The organism is Sphingomonas longa (assembly GCF_016892685.1).
In the GTDB taxonomy this organism is placed as follows: Bacteria; Pseudomonadota; Alphaproteobacteria; order Sphingomonadales; family Sphingomonadaceae; genus Sphingomonas; species Sphingomonas longa.
The window spans coordinates 1,003,745-1,022,309 of the sequence record NZ_JAFEMC010000001.1; the positions used below are offsets into that span (position 1 = coordinate 1,003,745).

Consider the following 18,565-nt stretch of genomic DNA (forward strand, 5'->3'; position numbering starts at 1 on the left):
CTGATGTTCCTCGGCATCGATATCGGTACGTCGGGCGTCAAGGCGGTGGTGCTCGACACCGCCGGCGCGGTCGTGGCGCAGGGCACTGCGGCGCTGACGGTGCAGCGCCCGCAGCCCCTGTGGTCCGAACAGGACCCCGCCGCATGGTGGGATGCGACCATCGCCGCGGTGCAGGCGATCGACCCGGCAGTGCGCCGCTCGGTGCGCGGCATTGGCCTTGCCGGCCAGATGCACGGCGCGACCCTGCTCGGTTCGGACGACCGGCCCTTGCGGCCCGCGATCCTGTGGAACGACGGGCGCTCCTTCGCCGAGTGCGCGGAGCTGGAGGCGGCGGAGCCCGCCTTCCACGGTGTCGCCGGTAACCTGGTGATGCCGGGCTTCACCGCCCCCAAGCTGGAATGGGTCCGCAAGCACGAGCCGGAGCTGTTCGCGCAGCTCCGCACCGTGCTGTTGCCGAAGGATTATGTCCGCCTGCTGATGACCGGCGACAAGGCGTCCGACCTTTCCGACTCGGCTGGGACCTTGTGGCTCGACGTGGCGGAGCGGCGCTGGAGCGACACGCTGCTCGCGGCCACCGGGCTGACGGTCGACCACATGCCGCGGCTGGTCGAGGGGACGGAGGTCACCGGACATCTGCTGCCGGAGATCGCCGAGCTCTGGGGCATGCCACAGGTACCGGTCGCGGGTGGCGGCAGCGACAACGCCGCGGGCGCGGTCGGCGTCGGCGTGGTCGCGGACGGCGATGCGCTGCTGTCGCTCGGCACGTCGGGCGTCATCTTCGTCGCCAACGACGGTTTTCGCCCCAATGTCGCCGGGGCCGTCCACGCCTTCTGTCATGCGCTGCCCGGCCTGTGGCACCAGATGGCGGTTCACCTCAGCGCCGCCTCGTGCATCGACTGGGTCGCGCGGATCACCGGCGCGGCCGGCGCCGCCGACCTGTTCGCCCGCGCCGAAGCCGCAGGCCCCGCCAGCGGTCCGGAGTTGTTCCTGCCTTACCTGTCGGGGGAGCGGACGCCGCACAACAACGCGCAGGTCCGCGGCGCGTTTCTGCGCCTCGACAACGACACCGGCCCGGAACGGCTGGCGCAGGCGGTGCTGGAGGGCGTCGCCTTCGCGCTCGCCGACGGTGTGCGCGTCCTGCGCGAGGCGGGCACGACCGTCGATCGCCTGTCGGTGATCGGCGGCGGCGCACGCTCCGCCTATTGGGGCCGCACGCTGGCCGCCGCGATGGACGTGCCGCTGGTGTATCTGAAAGGTGGCGAGGTCGGTCCCGCGCTCGGAGCGGCGCGTTTCGCCCAGCTTGCAGTCGACGGCGGCGTGCCCGCCCAGGTCTGCGTCGCCCCGCCCGTATCCCACGTCATCGAGCCCGACCGCGACCTGGTCGACCGGCTCGCCCCCAAATACGACGCGTTTCGCGACGCCTATCCCCGCATGAGGACCTTCTGATGGCCGACTTCTTCGCCGACATTCCCCAGATCGCGTTCGAGGGTCCTGAAACGACCAACGAACTCGCCTATCGCTTCTACGACAAGAACCGCGTCGTCCTCGGCAAGACGATGGAGGAGCATCTGCGCTTCGCCGCCTGCTTCTGGCACACCTTCTGCTGGCCCGGCAGCGACGTGTTCGGCGGCGGCACCTTCGACCGTCCCTGGCACCGCGGCGCGAACGACAGCGCGGCAGCGGCGCAGAAGCGCGAAGTCGCCTTCGACTTCTTCTCGAAGCTCGACGTGCCCTATTATTGCTTCCACGATGTTGACGTCATGGCCGACGCCCACGGCGTGGCGGAGCATCGCCGCTTCTTCGCGGAGGCCGTCGACCATCTCGAAAAGCTGCAGGGCTCGTCGGGCCGCAAGCTGCTCTGGGGCACCGCCAACCTGTTCAGCCACCCGCGCTTCGCCGCCGGTGGCGCGACCAACCCCGACCCCGAGGTCTTCGCGTTCGGCGCGATGCAGGTCCGCGACGCGCTCGAGGCGACACATCGTCTCGGTGGCCAGAATTACGTGCTGTGGGGCGGTCGCGAGGGCTATGAGACGCTGCACAACACCGATCTCAAGCGCGAGCTCGACAATCTCGGCCGTTTCCTGACGCTGGTCGTGGAGCACAAGCACAAGATCGGCTTCACCGGCACGATCCTGATCGAGCCGAAGCCGCACGAGCCGACCAAGCACCAGTACGACTTCGACACCGCGACGGTGTACGGCTTCCTCAAGCGCTACGGGCTGGAGAACGAGGTCCGCGTCAATATCGAGGCAAACCACGCGACGCTCGCGGGCCACACGTTCGAGCATGAGATCGCGACCGCCTCCGCGCTCGGCATCTTCGGATCGATCGACGCCAATCGCGGCGATCACCAGAATGGCTGGGACACCGACCAATTCCCGAACTCGGTCGAGGAACTGACGCTGGCGATGCTGGAGATCCTGCGCGCGGGCGGCTTCACCACCGGCGGCTTCAACTTCGACGCGAAGGTTCGCCGCCAGTCAATGGACGCGACCGACCTGTTCTACGGCCATATCGGCGGTATCGACGTCGTCGCGAAGGGCCTGCTGAACGCCGCCGCCCTGATCGAGGACGGTCGCCTCGACGCGATCAAGGCCGAGCGCTACGCCGGCTGGACTGGCCCGCTCGGGGAGCAGATCGGCGATCTCGACCTTGCCGCCATCGCCGACCTCGCCGAAACGCAGGGGCTCGATCCCAAGCCGCGTTCGGGCCGGCAGGAGCGGATCGAGAACATCATCAACCGCTTCATCTGATCGGGCGGGCGGGCGGCGACACGGCACCTGCCCCCCTTCCCCCTCCGTCACCTCACTTGAGCGCCGGGGTCTTCCTGAAGGGTGCGTATCGCGCCTCTCGGAGATCCCGGTGTTCGCCGGGATGACGGACTGGGGTTTGGCCCGGGAATACGGTCAGCCTGCGCCCGACCGCGCCGTCCCGCCACCACCCTCCTCCTGCCGTCACTTCAGCGAAAGCTGGGGTTTGCCCATGGAACGTTCCTTCGCGCGCCTCACGGAGACCCCAGCGTACGCTGGATGACGAAGGTGAAGAGCGCCTCCCTCCCCGATCATGCCAGCGACGAGCCGCGCTCGTCACGATCCGGTGATTGTCACGGGTCCAGCCGGTGTTATCGTGCGTTAGGAACATGATAACAGCGTCATGTCGCCGTCCGGCGGCATCAGAGGAACCAGGACCCTCATGGATCAGACAATCGAACCGGCTGCGAGCGGGAATATCTCCCGTCGCGGCATCCTCGTCGGCGGTGCGGCGACCGTCGCGGTGACGGCCGTGCCCGCTGCCGATGCGCAGGGCGTACCCGCCGCCCCGCAACCGACGATGATGCCGGTGGTGCTGGAGGTGAACGGCCAGCGCCGGGAGCTGAACCTCGACACCCGCACCACCCTGCTCGACGCGCTGCGCGAGCATCTGCACCTGACCGGCACCAAGAAGGGCTGCGACCACGGCCAGTGCGGTGCCTGCACGGTCATGGTCGACGGCAAGCGCATCAACAGCTGCCTCAGCCTCGCGGTCATGCATCAGGGTGACAAGGTCACCACGATCGAGGGGCTCGGCACGCCCGACAAGCTGCACCCGATGCAGGCGGCGTTCGTGAAGTATGACGGATACCAGTGCGGATATTGCACACCCGGCCAGATCTGCTCCGCGGTCGCGGTGCTCGACGAGATCAAGGCGGGCATCCCCAGTCACGCTTCGCAGGACATCACCGGCAAGTTCCAGGTGACCGACGCCGAGATCCGCGAGCGGATGAGCGGCAACATCTGCCGCTGCGGTGCCTATTCCAACATCGTCGAGGCGATGAACGAGGTCGCCGAAACCAACGGGGCGAGGACACGCGCATGAAGCCCTTCTCCTACGAACGCGCCACGACGCCCGCCGAGGCCGCCGCCGCCGCGGTCCGCCACCCCGGTGCCAAGTTCATCGCCGGCGGCACGAACCTGCTCGACCTGATGAAGCTGGAGATCGAGACGCCGCAGCATCTGGTCGATGTCGGCACGCTGAAGCTCGACCGGATCGAGAAGACGGCGAACGGCGGCCTGCGCATCGGCGCGCTGGTCACCAACACCGATCTCGCCGCCGACCAGCGCGTCCGCCGCGATTACGGCGTCCTCAGCCGTGCGATTGTCGCGGGTGCATCGGGCCAGCTTCGCAACAAGGCGACGACCGCGGGTAATTTGCTCCAGCGTACGCGCTGCCCGTATTTCTACGACACCAATCAGGCGTGCAACAAGCGCAAGCCCGGCTCCGGCTGCGCGGCGATCGGCGGGTTCAGCCGCCAACTGGCGGTAATGGGCGTCAGCGACGCGTGCATCGCCACCTATCCGGGCGACATGGCCGTGGCGATGCGCGTGCTCGACGCGTCGGTGGAGACCGTGAACTCCACCGGCCAGTCGCGGGTGATCCCGATCGCCGACTTCCACCGCCTGCCCGGCAACACCCCGCACATCGAAACGGCGCTGGCTCCGGGCGAACTCATCACCGCGGTAACCCTCCCGAAACCGATCGGCGGCACGCACATCTATCGCAAGGTCCGCGACCGTGCCTCCTACGCCTTCGCGCTCGTATCGGTCGCGGCGGTGATCCAGAAGGACGGTAGCGGCCGGGTCGCGGTGGGCGGCGTCGCGCACAAACCTTGGCGTGTCGAGGCGGCGGAAGCCGCCATGCCGCAGGGGTCGAAGGCCGTCGCGGCTCGCCTGATGGCCGGTGCGCAGCCGACCAGGGACAACCAGTTCAAGGTGCCGCTGGTGGAGCGAACGCTTGCCGCCGCCCTGGCCGAAGTGAGGGCCACAGCATGAAGTTCGATGCACCCACGGGCAATAACCCGATCGACCGGATGACGGTGATCGGCAAGCCGACCGACCGGATCGACGGCAAGTACAAGACCACGGGCACCGCGCCCTATGCGTTTGAGCATAACGACGACGCGCCGAACGCCGCCTATGGCTATGTCGTCGGTGCGGCGATCGCCAAGGGTCGGATCGCGTCGATCGACCTCGCCGCCGCCAAGGCCGCGCCGGGCGTGCTGGCGATCGTCACGGCCGACACTGCCGGCAAGCTCGCCAAGGGCAACTTCAATACCGCGAAGCTGCTCGGCGGGCCGGAGGTCGATCATTATCATCAGGCGATCGCAGTCGTCGTTGCAGATACGTTCGAACAGGCACGCGCCGCCGCGAACCTGATCCGCGTCGATTACGCCCGCGCCAAGGGCCGCTACGATCTGGCGGAGGCGCTGAAGACGGCTCCGCTGAAGGGCGACAGCAGCGGCGAGGGCAGCGCCGCGCCGCCGATCGACAAGGTCGGCGACTTCGCGGGCGCGTTCGCCAGCGCACCGGTGAAGCTGGACGCGACCTACACCACGCCCGATCACAGCCATGTGATGATGGAACCGCACGCGACGATCGCGTCGTGGGAAGGCGACCAGCTCACGCTGTGGACGGCCAACCAGATGATCGACTGGGGCAAGGGCGATGTCGCGAAGACGCTCGGCATTCCCAAGGAAAAGGTGCGTCTGATCGCCCCCTATGTCGGTGGCGGTTTCGGCGGCAAACTGTTCGTCCGGTCGGATGCGATCATGGCGGCGCTCGGCGCGCGCGCGGCGAAGCGGCCTGTGAAGGTCGCGCTGACGCGACCGATGAGCATCAACAACACCACCCACCGCCCCGCGACCGTCCAGCGCATCCGCATCGGCGCTGATCGGACCGGCAAGATTACCGCGATCGCGCACGAAAGCGGCTCGGGCGATCTCCCCGGCGGCGGACCGGAGACGGCGGTGTCGCAGACCAAGCTCCTTTATGCGGGCGCCAATCGCCTGACGTCGATGCGGCTCGCGGTGCTCGACCTGCCGGAGGGGAACGCGATGCGCGCGCCCGGCGAGGCTCCCGGCCTGATGGCGCTGGAAGTGGCGATGGACGAGATGGCGGAGAAGCTGGGCATGGACCCGGTCGAATTCCGCGTCGTCAACGATACGCAGGTCGATCCGGAAAAGCCCGATCGCAAGTTCTCGCAGCGTCAGTTGGTCAAGTGCCTGCGTGACGGTGCGGAGCGCTTCGGCTGGAGCGCGCGCAACGCCAAGCCCGGCTCCGTCCGCGACGGTCAGTGGCTGATCGGCATGGGCGTCGCGGCGGCGTTCCGCAACAACCTGCTGATGAAGTCCGCCGCGCGCGTCCGCCTCGATCAGGCGGGTGTCGTCACGGTCGAGACCGACATGACCGACATCGGAACGGGTACCTACACGATCATCGCCCAGACCGCGGCGGAGATGCTGGGCGTGCCGGTCGAGGGCGTCGTCGTGAAGCTCGGCGACTCGTCCTTCCCCGTGTCCGCCGGCTCCGGTGGCCAATGGGGCGGCAACAGCTCGACCGCGGGCGTCTACGCCGCCTGCATGAAGATGCGCGAGCAGGTGGCGCAGCGTCTCGGCTTCAACGCTACCGATGTCGAGTTCGTCGGCGGTCAGGTCCGCTCCGGCAACCGCACCGTCGCGCTGGCCGAGGCAGCGAAGGCCGGTGCGCTGAGCGCCGAGGACGTCATGGAATATGGCGACGAGCTACAGAAGCAGCAGCAGCAATCGACCTTCGGCGGCCATTTCGTCGAGGTCGCGGTCAATGCCTATACCGGCGAAACGCGCATCCGCCGCATGCTCGCGGTGTGTGCGGCGGGCCGAATCCTCAACCCCAAGGCCGCACGGAATCAGGTGATCGGCGGCATGACGATGGGCGCGGGCGCAGCGCTGATGGAGGACCTCGCGGTCGACAAGCGCTTCGGCTTCTTCGTCAACCACGACCTCGCTGGCTACGAGGTGCCCGTCCACGCCGACATCCCGCATCAGGAGGTGATCTTCCTCGACGAGGCCGACCCCATGTCCTCGCCGATGAAGGCCAAGGGCGTCGGCGAACTCGGCATCTGCGGCGTCGGTGCCGCGGTCGCGAATGCGGTCTACAACGCCACCGGCGTCCGTGTGCGCGAATACCCGATCACGCTCGACAAGTATCTGGATCGCCTGCCGCAAGTGGCATGAGATGCCCGCTAGCGAACGGCTCCACGGCCGTTCGCTAGCCCCGCGTCACTCCCACTCGATCGTCCCCGGCGGCTTCGACGTATAGTCGTACACGACCCGGTTCACGCCCTTCACCTCGTTGATGATCCGCGTCGCCACGCGCGGCAGGAAGTCGCCGGGGAACTGGAACACCTGCGCCGTCATCCCGTCGGTCGACGTCACCGCCCGCAGTGCCAGCACGCTGTCATAGGTCCGCGCGTCGCCCATCACGCCGACCGTCTTCACCGGCAGCAGCACCGCGAACGCCTGCCAGATGGCGTCGTACAGCCCCGCCGCACGGATCTCCTCCAGATAGATCGCGTCGGCCTTGCGCAGGATGTCGCACCGCTCGCGCGTGACTTCGCCGGGAATACGGATCGCGAGGCCGGGTCCGGGGAATGGGTGCCGCCCGACGAACACGTCCGGCAGGCCCAGTTCGCGCCCGAGCACGCGGACCTCGTCCTTGAACAGCTCGCGCAGCGGCTCGACCAGCTTCATGTTCATGCGCTCGGGCAGGCCGCCGACATTGTGGTGGCTCTTGATCGTCACCGACGGGCCGCCGGTGAAGCTGACGCTCTCGATCACGTCCGGATACAGCGTTCCCTGCGCCAGGAAGCCGGCCCCGCCGATCTTGTTCGCCTCCGCCTCGAACACGTCGATGAACGTCTTGCCGATGAACTTGCGCTTCGCCTCAGGGTCGGTGACCCCGGCGAGCCCGTCCATGAACAGGTCCTGCGCCTCCACATGCACCAGCGGGATGTTGTAATGATTGCGGAACAGCCCGACGACCTGCTCGGCCTCTCCTGCCCGCAGAATGCCGCCGTCGACGAATACGCACGTCAGTTGCTCGCCGATCGCCTCGTGGATCAGCAGCGCCGCGACCGACGAGTCGACCCCGCCCGACAGGCCGCAGATGACCTTGCCGTCGCCGACCTGCTCGCGGATTTCGGCAATCTTGGCAGCCCGGAACTCCGCCATCGTCCAGTCGCCCGCCAGCCCGCAGATATGCCGCGCGAAGTTCGCGATCAGCTTGCCCCCGTCCGGCGTGTGCACGACTTCGGGGTGGAACTGCATGCCGTAGATGCGGCGCTCGTCGTCCGCGGTGATCGCGAAGGGCGCGCCCCTGGACGACGCGACCGGCCGGAACCCCGGTGCCAGCGCCGCGACATGATCGCCGTGGCTCATCCACACCTGATGCCGCTCGCCTGCGGTCCACAGCCCGTCGAACAGTCCGCAGCCGTCATCGACGGACACGAACGCCTCACCGAATTCCCCACTGTTGCCCTTCTCGACCCGCCCACCAAGCTGCGCATTCAGCGCCTGCTGCCCGTAGCAGATACCGAGCAGCGGCACGCCGGCGTCGAGGATCGGCTGCGGGATGCGCGGGCTGTCGGCATCGACGACGGAGGCCGGACCGCCGGACAGGATCACGCCTTTCGGCTTCAGACGCTCATACGCCGCTTCGGCGGACTGGAAGGGGGCGATCTCGCTATACACCCCTGCCTCGCGCACGCGGCGGGCGATGAGCTGGGTGACCTGGCTGCCGAAGTCGACGATGAGGATGGTGTCGGGATGCTCCATGCCGAGCCGATAGCGGTCCGCGCCCGATAACGAAAGAGGCCGCGCTCCCGGTAGGGAACGCGGCCTCTTTTCTGACCGATCCGTCGCCAATCAGGCGGCGGCGTCGAAATCCTCGTCCGACTGGACCGGACCCGAGTCCTGTCCCTTCGCCGAGACGTCGCGGTCGACGAACTCGATGATTGCCATCGGCGATGCGTCCGACAGGCGCGGGCCGGCCTTGATGACGCGGGTGTAGCCACCGTTGCGATCGGCGTAGCGCGTCGCGATGACATCGAACAGCTTCACGAGCTGGGCGTCGTCGAGCAGACGGGCGTGCGCCAGACGACGGTTGGACAGGCCACCCTTCTTCGCGAGCGTCACCAGCTTCTCGACGTACGGGCGGAGCTCCTTCGCCTTGGCGACGGTCGTGGTGATCTGCTCGTGCTTGATGAGCGCCGCCGCCATGTTGCGGAAGAGCGCGATACGATGGGCCGAGGTACGCTGTAGCTTACGGCCGCCGACGCGATGACGCATGATGATTCCTTCGTTCGATAAGGGGCCGTGTCACGGTACCCCAGAGCAGGTGGTGTGGAACGGGCCACCACCGAAAACCCTGATAATCCGGTCGGAAGGTTAGGCTAAGGTTAGTCCTACGCTGCACCATTCCGAAGGCCGGGAGAACCGCGCCGAGGCCGCGGTTTGGCGTCGAACGAGTCGGACGAACCGACCCGCCGGCCGGGCTTATGCCGTCGCGCGGATAGCCAGTGCTATCCGCGGGCGGCTCAGCCCATGATTTCCTGCTCGAGCTTCTTCGCCATCTCTTCGATGTTCTCGGGCGGCCAGCCAGGGATTTCCATGCCCAAGCGCAACCCCATCGACGACAGCACTTCCTTGATTTCGTTCAAGGACTTGCGGCCGAAGTTCGGGGTGCGGAGCATTTCCGCCTCGGTCTTGCCGACGAGATCGCCGATATAGATGATGTTGTCGTTCTTCAGGCAGTTCGCCGAACGCACCGACAGCTCCAACTCGTCCACCTTCTTGAGCAGGTAGCGGTTGATCTGCTGCGTGTCGCCCGCGGGCTCCGCACCACCGGCGGTCGGCGCGGCGGCCTGACCGATCGGGGCCGAACGCGTGACCGACGAGTCGTCGAAGTGGACGAACAGCGCCAGCTGGTCCTGGAGGATGCGACCGGCATAGCCCACCGCGTCTTCCGGGGTGACGGTGCCGTCGGTCTCGATCGTCAGCGTCAGCTTGTCGTAGTCCAGATCCTGCCCGACGCGGGTCGGGTCGACCTTGTACGACACCTGACGTACCGGCGAGTACAGCGCATCGACCGGGATCAGGCCGATCGGTGCATCGGCCGGACGGTTGGCGGTCGCGGGAACGTAACCCTTACCGACATCGGCGGTCAGCTCCATGTTGAGCGTCGCACCCTCGTCGAGGTGGCAGATCACGAGGTCCTTGTTCATGACCTCGATGTCGCCCGATACCGCGATGTCGCCCGCCTTCACCTCGGCCGGACCGGTGGCGGACAGCTGGAGGCGCTTCGGCCCCTCGCCCTGCATGCGCAGCGCGATCTGCTTCACGTTCAGGACGATGTCGGTGACATCCTCGCGGACGCCGGCGAGCGACGAGAATTCGTGCAGGACGTTCTCGATCTTGATCGACGTCACCGCCGCACCCTGGAGCGAGGAGAGCAGAACTCTACGCAGCGCATTGCCGAGCGTCAGGCCGAAGCCACGCTCCAGCGGCTCGGCGACGAAGGTCGCCTTGCGCTTGCCGTCACCGCCCTTTTTCTCCAGGCCGTTCGGCTTCTTGAGTTCCTGCCAGTTCTTTGCGTTGACAGCCACGGGGTTCCCCTGGGTTGGAGGCGGTTGGGGGACCGCCTCAAGTAACGAAGACGCCGGCTCGTCAGCCGGCGCCCGATCATTCAGACGCGGCGACGCTTCGACGGACGCACACCATTGTGCGGAATCGAGGTGACGTCACGGATCGAGGAGATCTGAAAGCCAACGGCCTGAAGCGCGCGCAGCGCCGACTCGCGGCCCGAGCCGGGGCCCTTGACCTCGACTTCCAGCGTGCGGACGCCGTGCTCGGCGGCCTTCTTGCCGGCGTCTTCGGCCGCGACCTGCGCGGCGTACGGCGTCGACTTGCGCGAGCCCTTGAAGCCCATCGCGCCGGCGGACGACCACGAGATGGCGTTGCCCTGCGCGTCGGTGATGGTGATCATGGTGTTGTTGAAGCTGGCGTTCACATGGGCGACGCCGGCGGTGATGTTCTTGCGTTCGCGACGGCGAATACGCTGCGGTTCACGTGCCATTGAATGTAATCCTGACCTGGATCGTCTGATGCGAAAGCCGGGAGGTTCGGTACCTCGCACCGGCTTTTGGCGGAGAAGATGTCAAAAACGGACCCGGGGGCCGTTTTACTTCTTCTTGCCTGCGATCGGCTTCGCCTTGCCCTTGCGGGTGCGCGCATTCGTGTGCGTGCGCTGGCCGCGGACCGGAAGGCCCTTACGGTGGCGCAGGCCACGATAGCAGGCGAGATCCATCAGGCGCTTGATGTTCATCGCAGTTTCGCGGCGCAGATCGCCCTCGACCATGTGGTCGGCATCGATCGCTTCGCGGATCTGGAGAACCTCCTGGTCCGTCAGGTCCTGCACGCGGCGCTCGGCGGCGATTTCCAGCTTGTCCGTGATCTGCTTGGCCTTGGCCGGGCCGATCCCGTGGATGTAGGTCAGCGCGATCACCACGCGCTTGTTGGTCGGGATGTTAACACCCGCGATACGTGCCATGTGTATGTTCTCCTAGCTCCACGGCACCCGGCATGGCAGCACGGGCGCCATCTCGACGCGTTGGTCCCGGTCCACTGGTTCTACGATGATGCCGGAGCATCGACGCAAGATGGCGGCGAGCGCAAACGAGCGCCGCCGGCAAACCGGTGTATCGGGGTTGGGTCAGTTAGGACGCGCGCAACGCCGAGTCAAGCCGCGGGTTCCACCACCCTGCCGGCTTTGGCGCGCAGCTGGACCCACCGTCTCAGCGCGACGACGAACCAGATCAACTCGACCGCCCCGAACGGCCATGCCCCCTGAAGGAAGCCATATGCCGACCCCATTAGGCACCCGATCGCGAACAGGAACGTCCAGAACGGCGCACGATCCTCCAGAACGTAGCACACCAGCATGAAGGTGACGGCGAAAAGGCCGAAGGCGGTCAGCGCATCCATGACCCGTCATGTGGGACATGCCGGCCGGAATGACCAGCCGTCAGCCCGGCAGCACCAGCCGTGCCACCAGTCCGGGCGCGTTATCCGCCAGTTCGAACCGCCCGCCGTGCAGCCGCGCCACCGTGTCGATCAGCGCGAGGCCGAGCCCTGCTCCCGGCGTCGACCGCGCGCTGTCGAGGCGACCGAACCGCTTCATGGCCTGCGCCCGGTCGCGCGCGGCGATGCCGGGACCGCGATCCTCGACCTGGATCGCCACGCCGTCGGGCCGGCAGCAGAGACGCAGGACAATCTCCCGCTCCGCCCCGGTCTGCTTCGGCACCCCGTGCTTCAGCGCGTTGTCGACGAGGTTCGCCAACGCCTGACTGACGAGCTCCCGGTGCAGCGACAGCGGCGCGGGGCGATCGTCGATCGCCACGACGAAGCGGATGCCCGCATCCTCCGCCACCGGCTCGTAGAGTTCGGCGACCTCTTCGACCAGTTCGGCGGGCTCGACCAGCGTGAACCGGTCGCGCGACACCGACTCGGACCGGCTGATCTCGATGACCATCGTCAGCATCCGCATCACGAGATCGGTTTCCGCGAGCAGACCGCCCAACGCCGAGTCGCGCTGCGCCGGATCGGACACGAGCACCGCCTGCTCGGTCTTGGTGCGCAACCGCGCCAGCGGCGAGCGGAGGTCGTGCGCCAGGCTGTCGGTGACGATCCGCAATTCCGCCATCAGCCCTTCGATCCGCCCGAGCATTGCGTTCAGTCGCGCCGCCAACCGGTCGAACGCGTCGGCGCCCTTGGCCTCCATGGGAACGCGGCGGGACAGATTGCCCTCCGCCGCCTCGTCGATCACCGCCGCAATCCGGTCCAGCCGGGTCGCCACGTAACGGGCCAGCACCAAGCCGGCGACGATCCCCAGCGCCAGCGACATCACCACTGCCAGCGCCAGCGCGCGCTCGATCGCGGTCTGCTCCGCTTCGATCACGTCCAGCTTGCGCGCCGTCAGCAGCCACACGCGTCCGACCGGCCGCAGGATGTAACCCGCCTCATGCTCGCGCCAGCCCGGCAGGTCGGCGAGGTAGCCCACCCGGAACGCGCGGGCCGCGATCGGCACCTCCAGCCGCGGCGGTGCATAGCCGACCAGCCGGCGACCCTCCTCATCGACGATCGCGACGACCAGCGAGGTGTCGCCCGGCGGCTGAGCGTTACGGACCGCCTCGCTCAGGCGCGGCAATCCGCCGTCGCGCCAGATGCCGATCAGCGCATCCGACTGCTCGACCATTTCCCGCCGGGTCGCGGCAATGGCGACGTCGTGCGTCTGCTTCCACAGGAACCCGATCAGGGCGAGGTTGCTGACCAGCGCCAGCGCGATCGCCAGCAGCGCGATCCGCGCCGTGACCGACAGCCGCCCGCCCCAGGGCGTCAACCGTCGACCGCCAATCGGTAGCCCGCCCCGCGCACGGTATGCAGGATCGGGGTCGGGAACCCGTCCTCCAGCTTGCGGCGAAGGCGGCCGATATGCACGTCGACGACGTTGGAGCCGGGGTCGAAGTGGTAGTTCCAGATCTTCTCCAGCATCATCGTGCGGGTGACGACCTGACCGGCATGCCGGGCGAGGAACTCCAGCAGGCTGAACTCGCGCGTGCCGAGCGGGATCGAGCGGCCAGCGCGGCTGACGTGGCGCGACAGCAGGTCGATCTCCAGATCGCCGACCGACAGCCGCGTCTTCTGGGGCTCTGCCGCGGTGCGGTCCGTCCGTCGCACCAGCGCCTCGATCCGGGCCGAGAGCTCGGCGAACGAGAACGGCTTGCAGAGATAGTCGTCGGCACCGGCCTTCAGCCCGTCGACACGGTCGTCGACGGACGCGAGCGCCGACAGCACCAGCACCGGCGTCTCGACCTTGGCGGCGCGCAATGCCCCGACCAGCGACAGCCCGTCGAGCCCCGGCAACATGCGGTCCGCGATGACGAGGTCGAATATGCCTTCGCTCGCCAGAAACAGCCCGTCACGGCCGTCATGGCTGACCTCGACGGAATAGCCGGCCTCGGTCAGGCCCTTGGCCAGATAGGCGGCGGTGGAGGGATCATCCTCGACGATCAGTATCTTGCGGGTCAATTCGCGCTCCGCCCAATCCTGGAAGATACCGCCCTGTACAGCAAAGGCCGGCGGAGGGCAGCCCCTCCACCGGCACTACCGGCGCCCCCGGGAGTGACGGACGCCGATCTCGTGGCATCGCCGCGCGATCGATGGACCGCGGCGCCGTGGCCGTAGGGCGCTGATAGGAGATGGGGGTTTGCCGCTGGATGAAGGCTGTGTGACAATCGTGTCATGCAGTTGATCGTGCCGGCGGCTCAGCCAACGCCCTGACCCGCGACGACCTGCGGATCGCTGGCGAGCGAATGCAGATACAATTGTCGATCGAGTGAGCCCGCTGGCAGCCTGCCCAGCGACTTCGCCTGCGCCTTCGTCAGCGCGAATTGACGGTAGCCGCGCTTGGTCAGGCATGCCTCGACGACGGTGTGGAGATATCTACCGACCTCCCGCACCCTCGCATCGGGACGCAGCGCGCGCATTCGCAGGACGCGCGCATTGGGGTCGAGTTCGTCGCCGTTGTTCAGTTCGCGATCGGCCGTTTCCAGCACCCGGATCGCGTCCTTGGCCTGCTGCGTATCGCGCACATCGGTGAAGTAGCCCGACTTCGCGCATTCGAACGAGTCGATGCGATACTGGTCGATCGACACGCCTGGTTTCCCCCAACTCAGCTCGGGGGCCTTAGCCGCGATGGCAGCCGACCAGCCGCAGAGCAGCAGCATCCCGAACCTAACCGCGCGCATACTACCCTCCCGGTGTCTCCGACACTCAGGATAGGCGAAGTCGCATCAGGCGTCGAGGATTGCCGCGATCTGGCCGCCGACCACGTCCATGTCGGCCATGCCATCGACCCGCGACACCAGCCCTCGCGCTTCGTAGAGCGGCAGGATCGGCGCAGTCTTGGCGCGGTACTCGGCCATCCGCGTCGACACCGTTTCGGCGTTGTCGTCGGGCCGGCGTTTGAACTCCGTCGAGCCGCACACGTCGCAAACGCCCGCGACCGCGGGCTGCTTGAAGACGTCGTGATAGCCCGCGCCGCACGATGCGCAGGTGAAGCGACCGACGATCCGCTCGATCAATGCGGCCTCGTCCACTTCCAGTTCGATCACCGCGTCCAGTTGCTGCCCGCGCTCGGCCAGCAACAGATCGAGCGCATCGGCCTGCGCCGCCGTCCGGGGATAGCCGTCGAAGATCGCGCCATGCTCGACACCCTGATCCAGCCGTTCGCCGATCAACGCGGAAACGATCGCGTCGGACACCAGCTCGCCCGCGTCCATCACTGCTTTCGCCTGAACGCCCACCGGTGTCCCGGCCTTGACCGCCGCGCGCAGCATGTCGCCCGTCGACAACTGGACCATGCCACGCTCGCTGACGAGCCGTGCGGCCTGGGTCCCCTTGCCCGCGCCCGGCGGTCCCAGCAGGATGATGTTCACGGCCACTCTCCCCTTAACGTCCCTGCCGCTCCGCTCAGCGGAGCCGGCCGCCCTTCAGCTTCGCCCTCTTGATGAGGTCACCATATTGGTGCGCCAGCAAATGCGACTGGATCTGCGTCACCGTATCCATCGTGACGTTCACGACGATCAATAGGCTGGTCCCGCCCAGGTAGAAGGGTATCGACAGCGCCGACACCAGATATTCCGGCAACAGGCAGATGATCGTCAGATAGGCCGCGCCGAGCACGGTGATCCGCGTCAGGACGTAATCGAAGTAATTCTCGGTGTTCTTGCCGGGACGGATGCCCGGCACGAACCCACCGTACCGCTTCAGATTGTCCGCGGTTTCTTCCGGGTTGAAGACCACCGCGGTGTAGAAGAACGAGAAGAAGATAATGCCGGCACCGTACAGCAGCATGTACACCGGGCTGCCGTGCTGGAGGTACTGGTTGAGGGTGATGATGAAGTCGCCCCACTTCGACTCGCCGGCGACGCGCTGGCCCGCGAACTGCGAGATCGTCAGCGGCATCAGTAGCAGCGACGACGCGAAAATCGGCGGGATGACGCCCGCGGTGTTGATCTTCAGCGGAAGATGGCTGCGATCCGCCTGCATCCCGCGCTGCGTCTGCCTCTTGGGATACTGGATCAGGATGCGACGCTGCGCACGCTCCATGAAGCAAATGAACAGGACAAGCGCCACGACCGCGACGATGATGCCGATCAGACGCAGCGGGTCGAGCGAGCCCGAGCGGCCGCCTTCCAGCAGGTTGACGAGCGTCGTCGGCAGATGTGCAACGATGCCCGCCATGATGATCAGCGACACGCCATTGCCGATGCCACGGCTGGTGATCTGCTCACCCAGCCACATCAGGAACATCGTCCCGCCGATCAGCGAGATGACGGCGGCGACGCGGAACGCCATGCCCGGCTCGATCACCGCCTGCACGCCGTTCGATGCGCCCAGCGCCTCGAGGCCGACGGCAATGAAATAGCCCTGCACCGCGGTCAGCAGCACGGTGCCGTAGCGGGTATACTGGTTCAGCCGCTTACGACCGCTCTCGCCGTCCTTCTTGATCGCCGCCAGCTTGGGGCTGAGCGAGGTCGCCAACTGCACCACGATCGACGCGGTGATATACGGCATCACGCCCAGCGCGATCAGCGACATGCGGCTGAGCGAGCCACCCGAGAAGGTGTTGAAGAAGTCGAGCACGCCGCCCGTGGTCCGCTCGCTGAGCAAACCGAGTGCGGTCGGGTCGACGCCCGGCAGCGGCACGTAGCTGAGCAGGCGGAACACGATCAGCGCGCCGATCGTGAACCATAGCCGCTTCTTGAGGTCGGTCGCCTTCGCGAACTTCGACAGGCTGATGCTTTGCGCCATCTGGTCGGCTGCGGATGCCATGCGGGATTGTGTCCTGGAAACAGAAACGGCGGGCGAGCGTTATGTCGCTCCCCCGCCGCTCATATAGTCGCCCGCCAAGGCTTGTCTAACCTCCGGCGGAATAATCCGTCCCGGCGTGTCGCCGGGACCCAGTTACGAGCGGCCCGATGCTGGACCCCGACAAGCGCCGGGGTGGCGGACGGAATCAGGCCTTGAACGACGCCTTGTGAGCCTGACGCTCCTTATACTTCACGCCCTTCTTGGCGGCGGCCTTCTCGGCGGCGGGCACGACCTCGATCACGGACACCGAACCGCCCGACTTCTCGACCGCCTCGATCGCGCCCTTCGACGCGCCGGCGACGGTGAAGGTCAGCTTGGCGGTCAACTCGCCCTTGCCGAGCAGGCGCACGCCGTCCTTGCCGCCACGGGCCAGACCGGCCAGCTTCAGCGCGGCGTGGTCGAGCGCCGCACCGACCTCGATCTTGCCCGCATCGACCGCCTTCTGGATCGCGCCGAGATTCACCTCGGCATAATCCTTGGCGAAGATGTTGTTGAAGCCACGCTTCGGCAGACGCATGTGGAGCGGCATCTGGCCGCCCTCGAAGCCGGCGATGGACACGCCCTCGCGGCTCTTCTGGCCCTTCTGGCCACGTCCGCCGGTCTTGCCCTTGCCGGAGCCGATGCCGCGGCCGACGCGAATCTTGGACTTGCGGGCGCCGTCATTGTCGCGGAGTTCGTTGAGCTTCATGATATGCACTCGCTTTCGCTTGTTACGCGCTGGTTGTTGGAAACCGGAAAAAGGAAGGGGGCCGGTTAGCCCCCTTCCCCGTATTTGTCACTGGTGAAGTGGGCTTAGCCCTGCACTTCGACCATGTGTTGCACCTTGCGGATCATGCCGCGAACCTCCGGGGTATCCTCGAGCTCCGACACGCGGTGCATCTTGTTGAGGCCGAGGCCGATGAGCGTCGCACGCTGATCGCCGGTGCGGCGGATCGGCGAACCGGTCTGCTTGATCTTGATCGTCGCCATCTCAGCTTACTCCGTGATGGCCGCGGCATCAGCCTCGGCGGTCTGCGCCGAAGCACCCGCGCCGCGGCCGAGCAGGTCGGCGATCTTCTTGCCACGACGCTGCGCGACGGCCTTGGGCGAAGTCTGGTCGCCCAGCGCCTCGAACGTCGCACGGATCATGTTGTAGGGGTTCGACGTGCCGATCGACTTCGTGACCACGTCGGCGACGCCGAGCGATTCGAAGATGGCGCGCATCGGACCACCGGCGATGATGCCCGTGCCCTGCGGCGCCGAACGCAGCGTCACGCGACCGGCACCGAAGTGACCATTGCCGTCATGATGCAGCGTGCGGCCATCCTTCAGGGGCACGCGAACCATCTTCTTCTTGGCTGCCGCAGTTGCCTTGGAGATCGCCTCCGGCACTTCGCGAGCCTTGCCGTGGCCGAAGCCCGCACGACCCTTGCCGTCGCCGACCACAACCAGCGCTGCGAAGCCAAAGCGCTTGCCGCCCTTCACCGTCTTCGAGACGCGGTTGATGTGCACCAGCTTCTCGATCAGCTCTTCGCCGCCGTCGTCCTGGCCGGGGCCACCACGACCGCGATTGTCGCGACCGCCACGACCGCCGTCACGGCCACCGCGCTGTCCGCCCGGACCGCCACGACCACGACCACCGCCGCCACCGCCGCCCGGACCGCCGCGTCCACGGCCACCGCCCTGTCCGCCCTGATAACCGCCACCCGCGTTGCCGCCGGTGTTAGCGCCGGCATCGCCGGCGGGAGCCTCGACCGCGGCAGGATTGCCGGGCTGCGACTGGATATCGTTGGTATCGGCCAT

The 18,565-nt window shown here is 67.1% G+C and carries 19 protein-coding genes; 5 read left to right on the forward strand and 14 right to left on the reverse strand.

Annotated features, from left to right (window positions below; all coding sequences use genetic code 11):
* Positions 1 to 3: 3 nt before the first annotated feature.
* The 5 genes from xylB to paoC all read left to right on the forward strand — a co-directional run bounded on the left by xylB (position 4) and on the right by paoC (position 7,027).
* Positions 4 to 1,446: a xylulokinase gene (gene xylB, locus ILT43_RS04850; protein WP_204195559.1), complete on the forward strand. Its 1,443-nt coding sequence runs from the start codon at positions 4 to 6 to the stop codon at positions 1,444 to 1,446.
* Positions 1,443 to 2,753 carry a xylose isomerase gene (gene xylA / locus ILT43_RS04855; protein ID WP_343283954.1) on the forward strand — a complete coding sequence of 437 codons (1,311 nt, stop codon included), beginning with the start codon at positions 1,443 to 1,445 and terminating at the stop codon, positions 2,751 to 2,753. The genes xylB and xylA overlap by 4 nt, the downstream gene beginning before the upstream one ends.
* A gap of 439 nt (positions 2,754 to 3,192) precedes the next feature.
* Complete coding sequence (gene paoA / locus ILT43_RS04860) at positions 3,193 to 3,855, forward strand: aldehyde dehydrogenase iron-sulfur subunit PaoA (protein ID WP_204195561.1); 663 nt, start codon at positions 3,193 to 3,195, stop codon at positions 3,853 to 3,855.
* Positions 3,852 to 4,808 carry an FAD binding domain-containing protein gene (locus ILT43_RS04865; RefSeq protein ID WP_204195562.1) on the forward strand — a complete coding sequence of 319 codons (957 nt, stop codon included), beginning with the start codon at positions 3,852 to 3,854 and terminating at the stop codon, positions 4,806 to 4,808. Before paoA ends, ILT43_RS04865 begins: the two co-directional genes overlap by 4 nt.
* Positions 4,805 to 7,027 carry an aldehyde oxidoreductase molybdenum-binding subunit PaoC gene (paoC, locus tag ILT43_RS04870; RefSeq protein ID WP_204195563.1) on the forward strand — a complete coding sequence of 741 codons (2,223 nt, stop codon included), beginning with the start codon at positions 4,805 to 4,807 and terminating at the stop codon, positions 7,025 to 7,027. Before ILT43_RS04865 ends, paoC begins: the two co-directional genes overlap by 4 nt.
* Before the next feature lie 45 nt (positions 7,028 to 7,072).
* Here paoC and guaA read toward each other — a convergent pair whose 3' ends face one another.
* The 14 genes from guaA to rpsE all read right to left on the reverse strand — a co-directional run bounded on the left by guaA (position 7,073) and on the right by rpsE (position 18,565).
* Positions 7,073 to 8,626: a glutamine-hydrolyzing GMP synthase gene (gene guaA, locus ILT43_RS04875; protein ID WP_204195564.1), complete on the reverse strand. Its 1,554-nt coding sequence runs from the start codon at positions 8,624 to 8,626 to the stop codon at positions 7,073 to 7,075.
* A gap of 90 nt (positions 8,627 to 8,716) precedes the next feature.
* On the reverse strand, positions 8,717 to 9,139 hold the full coding sequence (gene rplQ / locus ILT43_RS04880) for a 50S ribosomal protein L17 (RefSeq protein ID WP_204195565.1): 423 nt from the start codon (positions 9,137 to 9,139) through the stop codon (positions 8,717 to 8,719).
* 248 nt (positions 9,140 to 9,387) lie between these two features.
* Positions 9,388 to 10,455: a DNA-directed RNA polymerase subunit alpha gene (locus ILT43_RS04885; protein ID WP_204195566.1), complete on the reverse strand. Its 1,068-nt coding sequence runs from the start codon at positions 10,453 to 10,455 to the stop codon at positions 9,388 to 9,390.
* A gap of 80 nt (positions 10,456 to 10,535) precedes the next feature.
* A complete protein-coding gene (rpsK, locus tag ILT43_RS04890; protein ID WP_204195567.1) occupies positions 10,536 to 10,925 on the reverse strand; it encodes a 30S ribosomal protein S11 in 390 nt (129 codons plus the stop codon).
* Positions 10,926 to 11,030: 105 nt separating this feature from the next.
* The gene (gene rpsM, locus ILT43_RS04895; protein WP_055845469.1) at positions 11,031 to 11,399 is read right to left on the reverse strand and encodes a 30S ribosomal protein S13; all 369 of its coding nucleotides are present in this window, start codon (positions 11,397 to 11,399) and stop codon (positions 11,031 to 11,033) included.
* A gap of 188 nt (positions 11,400 to 11,587) precedes the next feature.
* Positions 11,588 to 11,833, reverse strand: coding sequence for a hypothetical protein (locus ILT43_RS04900; RefSeq protein ID WP_204195568.1), 246 nt, complete (start codon positions 11,831 to 11,833; stop codon positions 11,588 to 11,590).
* Positions 11,834 to 11,873: 40 nt separating this feature from the next.
* The gene (locus ILT43_RS04905) at positions 11,874 to 13,247 is read right to left on the reverse strand and encodes a sensor histidine kinase (protein ID WP_204195569.1); all 1,374 of its coding nucleotides are present in this window, start codon (positions 13,245 to 13,247) and stop codon (positions 11,874 to 11,876) included.
* A complete protein-coding gene (locus ILT43_RS04910; protein WP_204195570.1) occupies positions 13,244 to 13,936 on the reverse strand; it encodes a winged helix-turn-helix domain-containing protein in 693 nt (230 codons plus the stop codon). Before ILT43_RS04910 ends, ILT43_RS04905 begins: the two co-directional genes overlap by 4 nt.
* A 236-nt stretch (positions 13,937 to 14,172) precedes the next feature.
* Positions 14,173 to 14,655: a hypothetical protein gene (locus tag ILT43_RS04915; RefSeq protein WP_204195571.1), complete on the reverse strand. Its 483-nt coding sequence runs from the start codon at positions 14,653 to 14,655 to the stop codon at positions 14,173 to 14,175.
* Positions 14,656 to 14,700: 45 nt separating this feature from the next.
* Entirely contained in the window at positions 14,701 to 15,345 is a 645-nt protein-coding gene (locus ILT43_RS04920) for an adenylate kinase (protein WP_204195572.1), read from the reverse strand.
* A 34-nt stretch (positions 15,346 to 15,379) separates the two neighbouring features.
* Positions 15,380 to 16,744 carry a preprotein translocase subunit SecY gene (gene secY / locus ILT43_RS04925; RefSeq protein WP_211534358.1) on the reverse strand — a complete coding sequence of 455 codons (1,365 nt, stop codon included), beginning with the start codon at positions 16,742 to 16,744 and terminating at the stop codon, positions 15,380 to 15,382.
* 184 nt (positions 16,745 to 16,928) lie between these two features.
* Positions 16,929 to 17,471, reverse strand: a complete 543-nt coding sequence (gene rplO / locus ILT43_RS04930; RefSeq protein WP_204195573.1) for a 50S ribosomal protein L15 — start codon at positions 17,469 to 17,471, stop codon at positions 16,929 to 16,931.
* Positions 17,472 to 17,575: 104 nt separating this feature from the next.
* The gene (gene rpmD, locus ILT43_RS04935; RefSeq protein WP_204195574.1) at positions 17,576 to 17,752 is read right to left on the reverse strand and encodes a 50S ribosomal protein L30; all 177 of its coding nucleotides are present in this window, start codon (positions 17,750 to 17,752) and stop codon (positions 17,576 to 17,578) included.
* Between the two features lie 6 nt (positions 17,753 to 17,758).
* Positions 17,759 to 18,565 (reverse strand): 30S ribosomal protein S5, encoded by an 807-nt coding sequence (rpsE, locus tag ILT43_RS04940; protein WP_204195575.1) that lies wholly within the window; start codon positions 18,563 to 18,565, stop codon positions 17,759 to 17,761.